Annotated in this window: 16 protein-coding genes; 3 read left to right on the plus strand and 13 right to left on the minus strand. The window is 59.9% G+C overall.

Features of this window, described 5'->3' with window-relative positions; all coding sequences use genetic code 11:
* Nucleotides 1-2: 2 nt before the first annotated feature.
* Both KI612_RS18590 and KI612_RS18595 read left to right on the plus strand, forming a co-directional pair.
* A complete protein-coding gene (locus tag KI612_RS18590) occupies nt 3-653 on the plus strand; it encodes a ribonuclease HI family protein (protein ID WP_226441540.1) in 651 nt (216 codons plus the stop codon).
* Between the two features lie 178 nt (nt 654-831).
* Complete coding sequence (locus KI612_RS18595; RefSeq protein ID WP_226441541.1) at nt 832-1,356, plus strand: hypothetical protein; 525 nt, start codon at nt 832-834, stop codon at nt 1,354-1,356.
* Nucleotides 1,357-1,417: 61 nt separating this feature from the next.
* Here KI612_RS18595 and KI612_RS18600 read toward each other — a convergent pair whose 3' ends face one another.
* From KI612_RS18600 to KI612_RS18660, 13 genes are all read right to left on the minus strand, one after another.
* Nucleotides 1,418-1,576, minus strand: coding sequence for a hypothetical protein (locus KI612_RS18600; RefSeq protein ID WP_226441542.1), 159 nt, complete (start codon nt 1,574-1,576; stop codon nt 1,418-1,420).
* A 36-nt stretch (nt 1,577-1,612) separates the two neighbouring features.
* A complete protein-coding gene (locus tag KI612_RS18605; protein WP_226441543.1) occupies nt 1,613-2,077 on the minus strand; it encodes a c-type cytochrome in 465 nt (154 codons plus the stop codon).
* Between the two features lie 2 nt (nt 2,078-2,079).
* Nucleotides 2,080-4,182 carry a TonB-dependent receptor plug domain-containing protein gene (locus tag KI612_RS18610; protein WP_226441544.1) on the minus strand — a complete coding sequence of 701 codons (2,103 nt, stop codon included), beginning with the start codon at nt 4,180-4,182 and terminating at the stop codon, nt 2,080-2,082.
* A 16-nt stretch (nt 4,183-4,198) separates the two neighbouring features.
* The gene (locus KI612_RS18615; RefSeq protein WP_226441545.1) at nt 4,199-4,900 is read right to left on the minus strand and encodes a sulfite exporter TauE/SafE family protein; all 702 of its coding nucleotides are present in this window, start codon (nt 4,898-4,900) and stop codon (nt 4,199-4,201) included.
* Nucleotides 4,897-5,709 (minus strand): acyl-CoA dehydratase activase, encoded by an 813-nt coding sequence (locus KI612_RS18620; RefSeq protein WP_226441546.1) that lies wholly within the window; start codon nt 5,707-5,709, stop codon nt 4,897-4,899. Before KI612_RS18620 ends, KI612_RS18615 begins: the two co-directional genes overlap by 4 nt.
* Nucleotides 5,706-6,989, minus strand: coding sequence for a double-cubane-cluster-containing anaerobic reductase (locus KI612_RS18625; protein ID WP_226441547.1), 1,284 nt, complete (start codon nt 6,987-6,989; stop codon nt 5,706-5,708). Before KI612_RS18625 ends, KI612_RS18620 begins: the two co-directional genes overlap by 4 nt.
* Entirely contained in the window at nt 6,970-7,947 is a 978-nt protein-coding gene (locus KI612_RS18630; protein ID WP_226441548.1) for a 4Fe-4S binding protein, read from the minus strand. The genes KI612_RS18625 and KI612_RS18630 overlap by 20 nt, the downstream gene beginning before the upstream one ends.
* 10 nt (nt 7,948-7,957) lie before the next feature.
* On the minus strand, nt 7,958-8,962 hold the full coding sequence (locus tag KI612_RS18635) for a hypothetical protein (protein ID WP_226441549.1): 1,005 nt from the start codon (nt 8,960-8,962) through the stop codon (nt 7,958-7,960).
* Nucleotides 8,963-8,994: 32 nt separating this feature from the next.
* Nucleotides 8,995-10,248: a PepSY-associated TM helix domain-containing protein gene (locus KI612_RS18640; protein WP_226441550.1), complete on the minus strand. Its 1,254-nt coding sequence runs from the start codon at nt 10,246-10,248 to the stop codon at nt 8,995-8,997.
* Nucleotides 10,249-10,325: 77 nt separating this feature from the next.
* On the minus strand, nt 10,326-12,638 hold the full coding sequence (locus KI612_RS18645) for a TonB-dependent receptor (protein ID WP_226441551.1): 2,313 nt from the start codon (nt 12,636-12,638) through the stop codon (nt 10,326-10,328).
* A gap of 50 nt (nt 12,639-12,688) precedes the next feature.
* Nucleotides 12,689-13,102, minus strand: coding sequence for an ExbD/TolR family protein (locus KI612_RS18650; RefSeq protein ID WP_226441552.1), 414 nt, complete (start codon nt 13,100-13,102; stop codon nt 12,689-12,691).
* A gap of 9 nt (nt 13,103-13,111) precedes the next feature.
* On the minus strand, nt 13,112-13,798 hold the full coding sequence (locus KI612_RS18655) for a MotA/TolQ/ExbB proton channel family protein (protein WP_226441553.1): 687 nt from the start codon (nt 13,796-13,798) through the stop codon (nt 13,112-13,114).
* A 15-nt stretch (nt 13,799-13,813) separates the two neighbouring features.
* Nucleotides 13,814-14,476, minus strand: coding sequence for an energy transducer TonB (locus tag KI612_RS18660; protein ID WP_226441554.1), 663 nt, complete (start codon nt 14,474-14,476; stop codon nt 13,814-13,816).
* Between the two features lie 225 nt (nt 14,477-14,701).
* Between KI612_RS18660 and KI612_RS18665 the strand changes: the two genes are divergently transcribed.
* Nucleotides 14,702-15,322: a response regulator transcription factor gene (locus tag KI612_RS18665; protein ID WP_226441555.1), complete on the plus strand. Its 621-nt coding sequence runs from the start codon at nt 14,702-14,704 to the stop codon at nt 15,320-15,322.
* The last annotated feature ends 2 nt before the right edge of the window (nt 15,323-15,324 follow it).

A 15,324-nucleotide genomic window follows, 5' to 3' on the forward strand; every position in this document is an offset into this window, starting at 1 on the left:
CAATGAGCGATAACACCTGGCAGGCATGGTTTGACGGTGCGACCAAGCACAGCAACCCCGGCCTGCGCGGTATCGGCGCCGTGCTCAAGGGCCCGGCCGGCCAGATCGTCGAGATCGCCCAGGAAATCGGCGAAGGCACCAACAACGAAGCGGAATACTGCGCCCTGATGGCGGTGCTCGACGCCGCCGTCGACGCCGGCGTGCAGGACCTGGTCGTCTATGGCGACAGCCAGCTGGTGATCAAGCAGGTCAATGGCGAATGGCTGATCAACTCGCAAAGCCTGGTGCCGCTCTGCAAGACGGTGCGCGAACTGCGGACGCAGATCGCCAGGGTCCGCCTGTGCTGGATTCCGCGCGAAGAAAACGGCGAAGCCGACGCCCTCTCCAAGCGCGCCATCGGAATTGCCGCCCCCGTAGCGGTCGACCGCTCGGTATGGATGAAAATCACCGAAATCGGCAAACCCTTCGGCCTCTCCGGCGTCGCCCTCGGCAAACGCATGGACGCCGCCAAACTGCGCGAAAACGGCAAACCCACCCAGCTTGCTTTGGAAAAAGGCTGCGCGCTGCGCGTCGAAAACAACTTCGGCCATGAAGATTTCTGGCACCGGAAACTGTTGCCGGCAGCGCTGAAAGAGGCGATGTTGCTGGATTGAGGGGCGGAGGGATTCCGTTTAGAGCCGCCATTCAAGTTTTTCTCCTTGTAGATAGACATGTCTGCCGGAGCCTACCCTCAACGAGTCGAGCAATTATTTTGAATTGCCATGATCCCCGATTGTTTTCATGCGGGCCGCTAGGTCCGTTAAGCAACGGTTCGGAACCACGGAGCGCTCAGTGAACAACGAACAACTGGTCTACCAACACATTGGGGAATTTGAAGTCTCGTTCCAAAGGATTGAGAATAAGCTACGGGAGATTGGATGGTTCGTCATCGATCCAGATCGTTTGAAATGGCCACCTCCGGATCTGCGAAACCTCACCAACGAAAAGCTCGTGGATCGCGTCCATGAACTTTTCTTGCAGGCCCTTCCAAAGTGCAAATTACCCGCAGAATTAGAAGCCGATTTCGAGAATTCCTCTGCATCCTCAGTCAGGCAGTTGCATCAACTACGCAGAGACAGAAACCGGATACTTCATTCAGCGTTCATTGAACTCAAGGCAGGTGAAGAGGATCAAGGAATTCTGCGCTCCAGCCCAAAGCTACAGATTGATGAGGAAACAGGAGAGCCCCTCTTTGATCAAGAGCTCCTCTCTGCGAAATCCTTCACCTCTGAGATGAAGGCTATGGCCGAGTTATCGCTGTTCCTGAACCGTGCCTACATACAACTTATTCATCGGTATCACAGCGGGGGCGCCTAATTCAAGCATTCCTGAGCGTCAGATTCTCAAAGCGGCACACACCCACAAATAGCACTCCATCTCACCACTTCCCCTCCAGCGCCAGCATCACCATCCTTACCCCACGTTCGGTCGGGTTCAGGGACCATGACACAGCGCCGGCGTAGGCTTCCTGCTGGCGGCGGATGTCGGTTTTCAGCAGGTTCTGGCCAGAGAGGCGCAGGTTAAGCGTCTGCATCAAGCACCGACAAAACTCTGCCTTGCGCCCGATACACCATCATTCGCGAATCTTGAAGTCGTCGTGGCAGGCCCGGCAGGCCTGTACCACTTTGCCATACTGCTGCTTGATGGCAGCTACATCCGCCGCTTGGGCAACAGTCAGCAGGGTGCCGGCCTCGCGTGCCAAGGCGCCGGCACGCTCGCCGGCCAATGCCGGATTGCGGAAGATTTCCGGGCGTGCCGTCGTTTCATGCCAGCCGCTTCCACTCTCGCTACCCGGCGGATACAAGCCTCCCATGCCGGCTGTCGCGAGCGCATTGAGCAGGCTGGCCGACCGAATCACCTCGTCACGGCTGAACTGCCCCTCGACGTTGGCACGAATGCGCGAAGTACTCCAGCTCATCACCTGATAGGCCGACTGGCGCCATTTAATGCTCGTTTCCGGCCGGACCTGCTGCGCCTGCAATGGCAGCAGCCAAGACGAAAATAACAGGCCAGCGATCAAAGAAGAGATGCGCTGCATGCTTACCATTTCCCTTCCAGCGTCAGGAGAGCCGAGCGTGGTTGCTTGTCCAGGCTGCCCAACTGCCAGTCCTGTCCACCAGAATAGGCGCGCACCGTGCGCCGGCTGTCATCGCCGAGAATGTTCTGCAAAGTCAGACGAAGATTGACCGAACGGCTGACCTTTCTCACCCAGTAGGCGTCGAGCACCGAACGCGCCTTGTTTTCCGCCCACAACTCTCCGGGAACATCGGTCTTTGTCTTGCCAGTCTGTTGCAGCAGAACGCCGGCATTCGAGGCAAGACTGGACAAGGTCTGATCGTAACCCAGCGTCCAGACATAGCTGGGTACCTCACGCGCCGCGCGACTGACACCCAGACGCCTGTCTTCAACCGTCGCCCGTGGCAGGGTCAGGTGAGTGCGCAAGGAACCGCCGGCCAGGCCGATCAGCTCGCCCTTGATTTTGCCGTCGATTTCGACGCCCCAGTGCCGGGCATCGCCTTCGTTGTAGGGACGCTCGACCCAGCGGGCGCCCTCAAGTACGGTACGGCGTTCGATGAAGTCGGAGGTGTCGCGCACATAGGCATTCAGGCCGACAACCGCAATCTCGCCCGGCCAGTAATGTTCGAGCGCCAGATCCAGGCTGGTCGACTTCTCCGGCCGCAGATCCGGGTTTCCCCGACGATCCGCTTCCAGCGGCGAGTTGGTGCTGACCGAACGGACCGGCGCATTGCTGATTTCTTCGAGTTTTGGCGCTTTCATGCCCATACCGAGCGATGAGCGGAATACCCAGCCCTCGCTGAACTCCCAGCGAGCGGAAATGGAGGGGGAAAGCGCGGCATGCTGTTTGCCCGGAGAATCAGCGGCAAGATCGATCGACTCGCCCCGGACCCCGGTCGTCAGACTAAAGTCCTTGGCAAGCGCCCATTCATCCTGCAACCAGAGCGTTGCCTGCTTTTCTTTCGCGCGGAAAACATCGCTGCCGGTAAAAGTCCCGGTGTAATTCTGACGTTCGGTACGATTCAGGGTGATGTACTCCAGGCCCAAGGCCGAAACGTGATCGGCCCAGCCGTGATCGGCCCGCAAAGCCGCGTTAACTTCATCCTCACCGCGCCGATAGCGCTCTGTCGATCGCACGCCACTGCTGTCGCGCGTCACGTCCCGATTCTGTTCGCTATTGACCAGGGTCAGGCGGGCGGACAACTTGCTGCCCGCCACTACGGTTTCTCCTTCGAAACGCAAGCGCGCCGCCCGCCGGTCGCTTTCTTCCCGGTCATTGCGCTGCAATACGGTACTCGCGCCGGTTCCGAGCACCGGGTCGGCGTATTCGTCACGCGTCAAAGTCGCGGTACGCTCGCCCTTCGCCATGAACAACATCGGCCACAGGCTGAAGCTGCTTTGCCCTTCCTTCCAGTTCAGCTTGGGACCAAGGAAAAGCTCGGATATCTGGTTACGCCCCTGTTCGCGATCCGTTTGCCAGAGCGTGCGTACCCCGGCATTCGACTCCTGTCGAATCAGACGCTTGTCGACCGGGCTGTTCGACTGGCTGATCGACAGGGGAATACTCCACGACCACGCACCACTGCTGCCGGTCTTGGTCAGGGATAGCTGGGCAACCGGCTCGTCACCCCGGACACCGCCTGCCGCCTTGAAAGTCAAAGAATCGTTTCGCCTCGCCTTGTTGGTCACCAGATTGACAGTCACCGGCGTCGAGCTGCCGAATTCGGCCGTCGCGCCTTTCATGATCTCAACCCGCTCCAATTCGCCGGCCGGCATGCGCGCGACAATCAGCAAGGCATGGCGGGCATCACCCGGTGGACGTTCGCCATCGATCAATACTTGTACGGAATCCCTGACCATGCCGCGCGATCGCAAGGCCACCGAACCGTCGCTACTGGGAACTCCGGCATCGATGCCGGGCAGCTTGCTGAGTACTTCGCCCACATACAAACCGCCAGTCGCCTCGATGCCCTGGCGGTCGATGATTGTCTTTTGCGTTGCCGCCTGCCGCCTTTCGTCAATATCGGAGCCGGTCGCGTTGACCGTCACTTCGGCAAGCACCCGCTCCTGGGCTTGAACAGCACCCAGGCAGGAAAGGGCAAGAGGCAGGATAAATACTGGTTTCAACTGATGACTCCGATCTTCAATACAGGCGCAGCAACTGCGTGATGCCCACGGCAACCAGCAAACCTGCGCTAAGTCCTTCCAGACGCGGCAGCCAGGTGCCGAGCCGGGCTCGCAACTGCTCACCGAAATACGCCACCACAACGCCATAAACCAGTGACGGTGCGGTTATCGCCCCCAAACCAAAACACAGACCAAGCAGTGCGCCCAAACCGGAACTACCGGTCGCCGCAGACGAAATCAGAACCGCGCTCAAGGGTGCGCAAGGTGTCAGCGCCATGCCCACCCCCATCAGGAACAGGCCGAACGGCATCATCTGCGTCGCCGCAGGAGGCTTGCGCGATGACCATGCGACAACGGCTTCGCCAGCCGACCCGGCCTTGCACGACGATCCACGGCACCGCCTGGAGAGCAGGGAAACGCCCACCAGCAGCATCGCCAGGCCGATCGCCAGATGCACCACCCAGCCCTCGACCCCAGCCACGAAACGCGCCCCCCACCAACCGCTGATCGCACCGAATCCGGAATAAACCGTCAGTCGCCCGAGCGACAGGGGCAGCAGGATTTTCCAGGACTGCCTGACGCCCTGATCCGCATTCAGGAACACCGGCCCCAGATACGGCAGGCAACTGACCAGACAGGGGCCGAGACCGTAGAGCATGCCCAGCCCCAGTGCCATGGGCAGTCCGATGGCACTGACCGCATCCGGTGCCAGGCTCAAAGCCCGTCCTTCAGATCGGCCAGGTACTCGCTGCGCGCCAGCACCGCCGCGCCGTAAGCCGTCGTGGTCTGCGGATATTCGGGCACCACCAGCTCCCGCTGCAGTTCGTCCTGGATGGCGGCCACCAGGCCCTTGTTGAGCGCCGGTCCACCATCGAAATAGACCCGATCCTCGATCCCGACCCGCTTGGCGAGACGAACCGTGCGCTTGGCAATCGAATAATGGATGCCGGCCACGATCTCTTCCTTGCCGTGCCCGTTGGCCAGCAGCCCGATGATTTCCGATTCGGCAAAGACCGTGCAGGTGCTGTTGATCGACAGCGGCGCCCCTTTGCCGTTGAAGTGGTAATCACCCAGTTCCTCGAGGTCGATATCCATGTTGCGCGCGGCGACATCGAGAAAGCGCCCGGTCCCGGCGGCGCACTTGTCATTCATGACGAAATTCGTCACGCAACCGGCGTCGTCGATCTGGATGGCTTTCGAATCCTGGCCGCCGATGTTGATGATGGTCCGCACCCCGCCATAGGCCTTTCCGGTTTCGTGGGCACCGATCGCATTGGCGGTGATTTCGCTGATCGAGTCATCGGCCTCCTTGAACAGTTTCCGGCCGTAACCGGTGGCAATCAGGTATTTAACCTCGCTGCGGTCGACCCCGCTTTTTTCCAGCAAAACGCGCAAGGCTTCCTTGGCGTTCTTGTGAAAGAGGCTGCCTGAATCGGCGACATGGACACCCTTGATCTTCCCTTCGGCATCAACCAGGGCTACCTTGATGGCGGTCGATCCGATATCGATTCCTGCGAAATAGCTCATGTCCGTTGCTGCCTTTTCCGGGTCTTGATGGATTCGAGAAAAGCCTCGATCCGGGTCGATAACTGCCCCATGTCGTCCGGGCTGTAGTCGGTTTCGATGTACAGCATCGGAATGCCCGCCTTGTTCAGGGCATCCGAAACGCTGCGCTGCTCCATTTCGTAAACCTGGCAACCGGCAAAGGATTGATAGACGACTCCATCGGCCTTGAAAGTGCTTGCCAGTTCGAGCAAGCGACGCAGGCGATCATCGTTGCGGGTAAAGATCGGGCAGGTGCAGGGCTTGAGATACTTGTCGGCCAGACTGTCGACCATGTCGTTGAGCAGCCATTCGTCGACCGCCGTCATGTCGTAGAGCATGCGGTTGGCCGAACAGGTTTCGTCAGCCACCACGACGCCGCCGGCCTGCTCGATGAGCAGGGGCAGCTTCAGGTTCGGGAAGATCGGCGGCGAACCGGTAAACACAATGCGCGGCGCTTTTTTCTGGGCGGCGTTGAAAGCCGCTTTTTCGCGTTCGGCCAATTCGAGATTCAGCACTTCGAGCGCAGCAGTCCACCGCTCGATATCGTCAAAAAAGTAGGCATTGGTGACCAGAAAGGCATCCTTGCCGAGAAATACCGAGGGCGAACTCTTCCGGAAGCCGTTCATCTTCCGGAAAGCAGCCTGGGCGCGGGCCGTCTTGGCCATCGCTGCGCGCAGTTTCGGCTTGGTCAGTTTTTCGCCGGTCAGGGCGCGCAGACGTTCCGAGAACTGTCGGACCGAACGCTGCCAATAGACTCGCGAGGCTTCGCTTTCCTTGACGTTGGGAAACTCCAGGTCATGTACGACATGGCCCATCCCTTCCATCATCGCGCTGGATTTCTTTTTCTGGTCGCAGGTCGTCGGATTGACGATGAGGTCGAGCTTGCCCAGTTTGGGAATGGCGTTCTCGGAACACAGCATGCCCAGTGTCGCCTTGACCAGCGAACAGGATTTGGCCGGCATGAAATCGGCGCCGATCTGGTCGTAGTGATACGACCCATTGCACAGCCGGACCGGCGAGGCGCCGTGCGCATAAATCAGTTCCTCCGGGGCCTGGATGCAGGTGATGCCGACCTGCGGTCCCTGCCTCTCCAGCGACTCGCCGCGGATATAGACCTTGCGGAACAAATCGTAGAAATAGCTCATCCCGGCCGGATTTTCGAGAAAGTCATCGACGATGTGATCAAGCATGACCTCCGCCTCACGCGCCTGCCGGCTCTGGTGAAACGGAACGGGCTGGCGCTCAGGACTTCGGTTGGTCAAGATGGATTCCTTTGTGCATGCGTTTGATGAATCCCGCTTCGGTCGATTCAAAGAAGGTAATGGTGGCAAACTTGGCCTTCAGGGCGCCGGGTTCCGGGCAGGAGGCAACACACTTGAGGCACAGCGTGCAGTCGTCCATCATGATTCGCGGGTTGCTGACGTCGTCGGCAATTTCCTTGATCTCCATGTCGCAAACCCGATAGCAATCACCGCAGCGCGTACATTTGCTGCCGTCCTTTTTCAGGGTGAGCAGGGCCGGTTTGGAAATCAGGTAATGCAGGGCGCTCATCGGGCAGAAGAAGCAGAAGAAGCGCTTCTTGACGAAAGCGCCGACGAAAAACAGGCCAGCGACCACCATGCCCAGGGTTGTCATGACCATTTTTGCCGTCGTCGAGAAGTCGATCGTCCAGTGATCGAATTTTCCGGTCAGGGTCGGAATGATCATCCGGCCGGGACAAATCATGCAGAAAGGCGACCCCATGTCCTTCGAGAACCAGCCGGCGCCGATACCGAGCGGGATCAGCAGCATCAGGGCAAGCAGGACGTACTTGATCTGCGCCAGCACGCGGAATTGTTCCAGGGTATAGCGCCCGTAACGAATGCCCAGGCGGCGGCGCAATGCGGTAATCCAGTCCTGGATCGTGCCGAGCGGGCAGGCCAGCCCGCACCAGCCCTTGTTGAAAACGATGAACCACAGGCCGAAAGTCAGAAAGCCGGTCAGGATGGTCAGGGCGGCGGTGCTGAACAGCTTCTCCCACTTCCAGGCGAACTGGTGTTGCAGCGGGATCAGGTAGCACATCCCGCCGCGTCCTTCGGTGTTGTAGCCGCAGGAAAAGGTCGGCAGGTTGTTGCCGAGATTGATCCCGACATAGCCGCCATAGACGAACAAAATGAAAAAGGACAACTGGAGCCAGAAGCGGAAACGGTTCCAGTCGACCATGTCGAAAGCGGCCTTCACTCGCCCCACCTCAGCTCCCTTCACTGAAGCGGACTTCCTGGAAGGGCTTTACCCGGCGCCGGCGATAGAGATAAACCCCCAGCCCGCCGAAAGCGAGCACGAATACGGCAATACCGAGGCCATAGGCGTAAGACTTGTAGTCATTGGGTGATGGCGCGTATTTGCCGGACAGGGTGGCCTGATAATGGACTTTCTTATAGGCACTTCCCTGGAGCGTGCCGGCCTCGGCCACCTCGCGGTCGGCGACCAGGACAAAGTTTTCCTTGGTACGGCGACGGAAGTCGTTCCAGGCCGGAAAGTAATCGCGAATCAGCGTAAATTCGACGACGCCCTGTTCGTTCGAGATGGCCTTCTTTTGCCAGCCCTGCTGCGTCAGCATGGTGACCGGCACCCCGGCCAGCGGCTGGCCGCGGCCAAGCACGGTGAACTGCAGCGTGTCACCCGAAACGATACGGGTGAACAGCTTCTCCTTGTCCATGTGTTGGCGCACCAACTCGAGCGGCTGCTCCGGATCGCTGATCGCCTTGAGTTGCTCGGGGGCAACCTCGCGTTCGCAGCAACTTCCCTTGAGCACTTCCGCCTTGGCTGTCTGGACCCATAGGGTTTGCTCGCTCAACAACTCACGACGGGCGTAAGCATTGTTGAAGCCGAGTTCCTTGAACTCCATTTTGCTGTGCGCCAGGCCGCTTGCCGGCGTCTGATCGACCGTACTACGCTTACCGAGCGCATCACGCAAAAGCAGTTTGCCGGAGAACGCTTTCTCGTCGAGGTAGGCCGCATCGGACAACTGATCGCCCTCTCGGAACCAAAGGCGCTTGGTCGAGTTGTGAATGGTGTCAGCCTCCTCGCCGTTCATCACGGCATCGGTATTGCCATGCGCGTGCGTCGCCGCAGGCTGTGCCTTTTTCGGTGCGCTGTCGGTCAGCCAGAACAACTCGGGCGCCGCCTGGGCCGCGCCGGGAACGAACAACAGGGCGGCAAGCAATAGCGCAGCAAAATGAACCGGAGATTTCATGGGAAGACCCCTTTCCTGGTTTTGAAAGATATTCACGCTTCGATCGGCGCCGCTGCCTGTTGCTCAGATACCGGTGTCTGGCGCGCCCGGCGCCGCATGGCCAGGTCCTTTTCGCTACGGTGCTTGCGCAACCAGACGTTGAAGCCGGTCACGCACATCGCCAGCAGGGCCAATGAACAGAGACAGATGATGATCTGGCCGGCCAGGCCGAATGCCACGCCGGAATGCAGAGGCATTTGCCAGGCAATAAAGGTATCGGCACCACTGCGATTGGCTGCCAAGCGGGTCGAACTCACTACGCCATCGCGCATGCGGACATACACCGTGTTGTTGCCAATCGGCGCGACATCCGTCGGCAGCTTGAGGCGTACGGCGTATAGCCCCTTGGTGAAATCACGATTTACATAGCTGACCCGGGCCTCCGGCAAAACCTGCAAGGCCGCTGCGGCAGCCTGCTCGGGAGGCACAATCGAGTCGTCCAGCCCGACCTTCCCGGCACTGGCTACGGTCGACGTGCTGGAAATCGGAGAAAACACGCCAATGACCGGTTTGACCAGGTCCGGCAAATTGAAATAGGCCGAGCTGAATGCAACCACGATCATCACCGGCAAGGTCAGCAAACTGGCTGAACGATGCAGGTCATAATTGAGTTTGTATCCGCCCTGGCGGGAGCGAATGCCCAGCAGCGGCCGCCACGCCTTGATGCTGCGCCAGAGTCGCGGCCAGGCCAGCGTCAGACCGAGAAAGCTCGACAGCAGCCAGACCAGGGCACTTCCTCCCATCAGCCAGACGCCCCATTTTTCGAGAAACAGGGAGTAATGCAGACGCAGCATGAAGGGAATGAAGTTGACACGGTCGACCGCGAAATCGGAGGTATTTCTCTGTCCGAGGATTTCACCGCTATACGGATTCACAAATACCTGATTGAAAGCAACGGCCGACTTCATGCCCGGCACATGCTTGTGCACGACATGCGCGTCCATCCGCGATTTCAGGGAAACCCGCAACGCCTCATCCGGTGCTGCCGGATAAGTCAGGGTCGAAACCAAAGCGTCGGGAAAGGCTGTCTCGATCCGCCCGATCAGCTCCAACTGTGGCAAGGCCTTGTCCCCCGGCTGAACCTTGAACAGTTGCGGGTTCAGAAAGGCGTCGATTTCCCAGCGAAAGGAAACAAATACGCCGGTGAACGCAGCCACAAAAAGAAAGGCCAGCAGGGCGAGCCCGCTCCAGCGATGGAGCTTGGTGATCAATTGCCGGCTCTTGCCGGTCAGCGCCAGGGAAGACATAGCTTGCCTCGTCATATCGGGATAACGGAAAGAACGTCGGACAGGGGCGCGACCGGGGCCGGCACCTGTCCGAGCGATCAGAAGGAGGCCGAGACCTGCAGCGCCAGATTGCGTCCCGGCATCAGGTAATACTCGTAGTACTTCTTGTCGAAGACGTTGTTCACCAGGAAGCTCGCCTTGAAGTTCCTGTCGATTTGATAGGAGAGCTTCATGTCGGATACCCAATACTTCGACACCCCGCCATAGACGTTCTTTTCGGTGTCGCTGTTGGTCGCATTGGAATAAGTCAGACCGCTATAGCGCGACAGCCAGCTGCCGGACCACTGGTGATACTTGGCGTCCAACCCCAGGCTGGCCATGTTCTTCGGAACAAATACCAATTGCTTGTCGAGCAGGCCGGTACCGGTGTTGTCCTTGGTGATCCGCGCATCGGTATAGGTATAGCTGGCACTGGCCCGCAGCCAGCGCGTCAGCGGCATGTCGCCGCTCAGCTCCACCCCTTTGGTCAGGCCTTCGGCGGCGTTGGTTTTCTGGCTGAGAATGGTGACCGTAGCCGGAATGGATGCCGTGTAAGGCCCGGTGTAGGTGGTTTCCTTCGAATAGATCATGTCGCTGATCTTGGTATGGAAATACGCCATCCGGATGTTTGCTCCATTCTTCAGGTTGATTTCCGTTCCCAGATCCCAGGCCTGGGCTTTTTCCGGCTTGAGATTGAAATCGGAAGTAATCAGCTTGGCACCGGAAACAGTATCGGCGGCATACAGGTCGTACAGGGTCGGCGCGCGGAAAGCATTCCCCATCGACGACTTCAGGGTCACCCCGTCAATCAGCTTGTAGACCAGGGCAACACGCGGGCTCAGTGCTGAATAGGAGTGCTCATCGACATTGACCAGCGGATTGATGCCCGCCGGCTTCTTGATCGTTCCATGCGTAGACCAGTCGTCATAACGCGCCCCGAGATAGAGGGTAGCGGCGGAGGTGAGGCTGTATTGATCCTGGATAAAAATCGAATTGGTCCGGGTGTAACCATCTGCACTGTCCGTCGTTGCCGTTTTGCTGTCGTCGTTACGCCAGTCGGAAACGGTATAGACCCGGCGATTGAGTTGCCCGGTATTGACGGCCAGCCCGGTAACGATGAAATGATCGTTGCCGGCGCCAAAGCTCAACTGAAGCTGTGCATCGTTCGTGATGTTCGGCGTATGCGTTGCCGTACCTGGACCACCGGAATAGGAAGTTGCCGCTGTAGTCCCCTTGGACAGGTAGAAAGCATCGCGGTCGAAACGGGAAACGTCGAACTTGAGCAAATAGTCGCCGAAGATCTTGCCTTCGTAACCGGCAAAATAGCGCTTATCAACTTTCGAGTTCTCACCGGGCAGGGAAAGCGAGGCTTCCGTCAGGCTGGCAATGCGTTTTCCGTCAATCTGCAGGTTGGTCGCTGGAAGAGTGACGTCACCGGCCGCACTCTTCAGGTAAAGGTTGTACGGGCTGTAACCGATCTTGCTGTCATAGTAGGTAAGCCCTGCCTTGACCTTGCTATCCGGCGAGATGTCATAAAACAGGGTGGCATTGAAATTCTGGGCGGTCGATGCAACCGCCCCCTTGTCACCGATGATGTACTGCGTCACACCCGTGTTATCGACTGTCTTCGTCCACCCCGAAACCGCTGTCGTACATGTGCCGCAAGCACCGGGCTTGACCGTGAGAAAGTCATTCTTGGCATATCCCTCCATCTTCTGGTGGTAATAGCTCAAGGAAACTCCGAGGCCGCTCGCGAAGCGATCGCGATAGCCAAACTCATACTTGGTCCGCTCGCCATCGCCAAAGCCCTGCGTATAGCCGGCATTGATCTCGCGTTTGGTCGGTGCCTTGGTGATCACGTTGATCACGCCACCAATGGCATCGCTGCCATATAGCGAGGAGGAAACGCCGGGCACGACTTCGATCCGCTCGACATCCCCCAGGCCAAGCGTGGAGAGATTCAGGTTGCCCGAATTAGCATCGGCCAGGCTAGCCACGCCGTCGATCACCACCTTGGTTCTTGCCCCGTAGGCCCCGCGCAGCGAAATGATGGACGATCCGGCATCGCGGCTCGTATTGCCGACCGCGCCTCCGCGCAGATAAAGAGCAGGAACCTGAGCCGTCAGCACGTCGCCGAGGCGAATTGCATTCGAGTTTTCAATCTTGCTGGCGGTAATCACCGAAACATTGGACGGCGCTTCGGCTGTCGCTTGTTCAATCTTTGAAGCACTGACTACAACGTGGGAAAGCTGGCTGTCTTCATCGGCAAACGCTGGTGCAAATGTGCCGGCAAAAGCGCTGGCCACCAGCGCGCCTAGTATTTTCCGACGAAAGGCAGGGGCGCAGACGTCAGGCAGGTGCGTATTTTTCATGAGAAGGTATTTCCGGAAATATCGGATGAAATAAGAAGGAATAGCGGGAATCAGCGCGCTTCCTGCGGCTGCGTCACGAATGCGATCTTCATCAGGCCGTTGCGCTGCGCTGCTGCCATCACGTCGGCGACGACTTCGTAGCGGGTCGAGCGGTCGGCGCGCAGGTGCAACTCGGGGTTGCCGGCGGTGAGTCCGGCGAAGCGCGCATCGAGTGCGTCGCGGTGCACCGCCTCGCCGTCGAGGAAAACGATGCCTTGCGCGTCGATCGCCAACTGGATGACGAGCGGCTTGTCGTCGAGCTTGCTCGAGCTGACCTGCGGCAGATCGACCGGGATCGCCTGGTGAAAGAGCGGTGCGGTGATGATGAAGATAACGAGCAGGACGAGCATCACGTCGACCAGCGGCGTCGTGTTGATGTCGGCCATGGGCATGTTCTGGCCTTCGCCGAAGGAACCGAAAGACATCGCCGCTCCCTACGCTGCTTTGGCCAGCGCATAGCGCGAGCCGGTGGTCAGGAATGTATGCAGGTCGTGCGCGAAGCCGTCGAGGTAGGCGGCCGACAGGCGGTTGGCGCGGTTCAGTGCGTTGTAGGCGAGCACAGCGGGAATCGCGACGAACAGGCCGGCGGCCGTCATGATCAGCGCCTCGCCGACCGGCCCGGCGACCTTGTCGAGCACCACCTGGGTGGCGCCGGAGAGACCGACCAGCGCGTGGTAGATGCCCCATACCGTACCGAACAGGCCGATGAAGGGCGCCGTCGAACCGACCGAGGCGAGCAGGGTCAGGCCCGATTCACAGCGCGCCTGGGCATGCACCATGTAGTTGCGCAGGCTGCGCGTCAGCACTTCGCTGACCGAGATGCCGCCGCCTATCGTCACTTCCTTCTGCTGCGCATGCATTTTCGCGACATGCGCCGCGGTATCGGCCATGCCGGCAAAGATGCCGGTCGTATCCTTTTCCCGGATGGCGGCCAGGCCGCGCTCGAGATCGGCGGCGCCCCAGAAGGCGTCGAAGGCCTGATCGATGCTACGGTTGAGCTTCAACTGGGCAAAGAAGCGGCTGCCGATGATCGCCCAGCTGAGCAGCGAAAGAATGGCCAGCACGACCGCGATGGAATGGGTGACGATATCGCCCTGGTTCCAGAAATGCATGATGCCCATGAATGACTCCTGATCTTAAGAAAGGGAAAAAACAACCGGCACGACCACCCAGGAAGCGACCTGGAGCGTGCCGCGCTTGGCCGGCACGAAGCGCCACTGGGCGACGGTGTCGAGCGCCGACTGGTCGAGCCGGGGAAAACCGCTGCTGCGCTTGAGTTCGACCTTGAGCGCCTGGCCCTCGGGGCCGACATGGACGCGCAGATAGACGGTGCCGGTTTCGGCAAGCTGGCGCGAAGCGCGCGGATAGGGCGGCTTCGGGTTGGACAGGTAATCGGCGTCGAAACGGGCCTCGACCAGCGGCTCGACCGCAGCAACGGCGACCGGCGCCGGAGCCGGCGCTGGCAGAGCGGCGGGAACGGGCGGCTGGACCGGCACGACGAAATTGCTCGTGGCGCTTTCCGTCTTGCTGGCAAGAATCGGTACCGGCTGGGTTTTCTGCGGCTGGCGTGGCAGCACCTTGGGCGGTGGCGGCAACACTTTCTTCTCTTCCGGCCGAACCGCCTCGACCATGCGCACGGCGAGCGGCCGTGCCACGTCGATCACGCTGTCGGCGTGGCCGATACCCAAAACGACGAGGGCCACCAGCAGCCCATGCACGAGCAGGGCCGAACCGATGCCGCCGGCGGCATGCTCGCGACCGGATGGATTGCCGTAGCTGCGCGGAAAAAACAAGGACACGCCGTAACCCCTTCCCTGAAATTCGGAGATCGCACCGGCGGGCATTTCTTGTGTTTTTTGCGCGTCGACCGGTACGGGCGGCAATTTGCCGCGGGGCGCATTGTTACCATTCGTTACACAAGCCGAAAGTGGCAAATTGTCGCAGGAGGGGTGCGACAATTTGCCACTTTCCCCTTGTTTTTCAGGCTGTTATGGTCCGCGCTTTTCCATCCCGGACGAGGCAAAATGACACAGGGAACGGGTTTGGCGGCAAGCCGCGTGCTGGTCATCGACGATGACAACGTCTTTCGCCACAGCCTGGCGCGCGCCTTGCGGCGGCATGGCCTGGTGGTAAGCGACACCGGCCATTACGCGGCGGTACTGCGGCTGGCTGAAGAGCAGCAGCCGGATTTCGTACTGCTCGACCTCAATCTCGGCGACGACTCGGGCATCAACCTGATTGCGCCGCTGCGCGCCGCCCTGCCCGCCTGCCGCATCGTCGTGCTGAGCGGCTGCGGCAACCTGCCGGTTGCCGTCAATTGCATCAAGCAGGGCGCCGCCGACTACCTGGTCAAACCGGTCGAGGCGAGCGCCATCCTCGCCGCACTCTTCAAACGCGATCTTGCCGCCCGGGCCGTGCCGAGCAGCGAGCGCATGCCGCTCGAAGCGCTGGAAAGGGCGCATATCAGCCAGGTGCTGGCCGAGAACGACGGCAACATCAGCCGCACGGCCGAAATCCTGAAAATGCACCGGCGCACCCTGCAGCGCAAGCTGTCGAAATTCCAGCCGGCCAGCCGGGGCAACGAAGCCGGCGCCAGGGACGTCCGGCGCAGCGGCTGCACTGGCGAGACGCCCGGCCCGGCCTGAGC

This window comes from Quatrionicoccus australiensis (assembly GCF_020510525.1).
Lineage (GTDB): Bacteria > Pseudomonadota > Gammaproteobacteria > Burkholderiales > Rhodocyclaceae > Azonexus > Azonexus australiensis_B.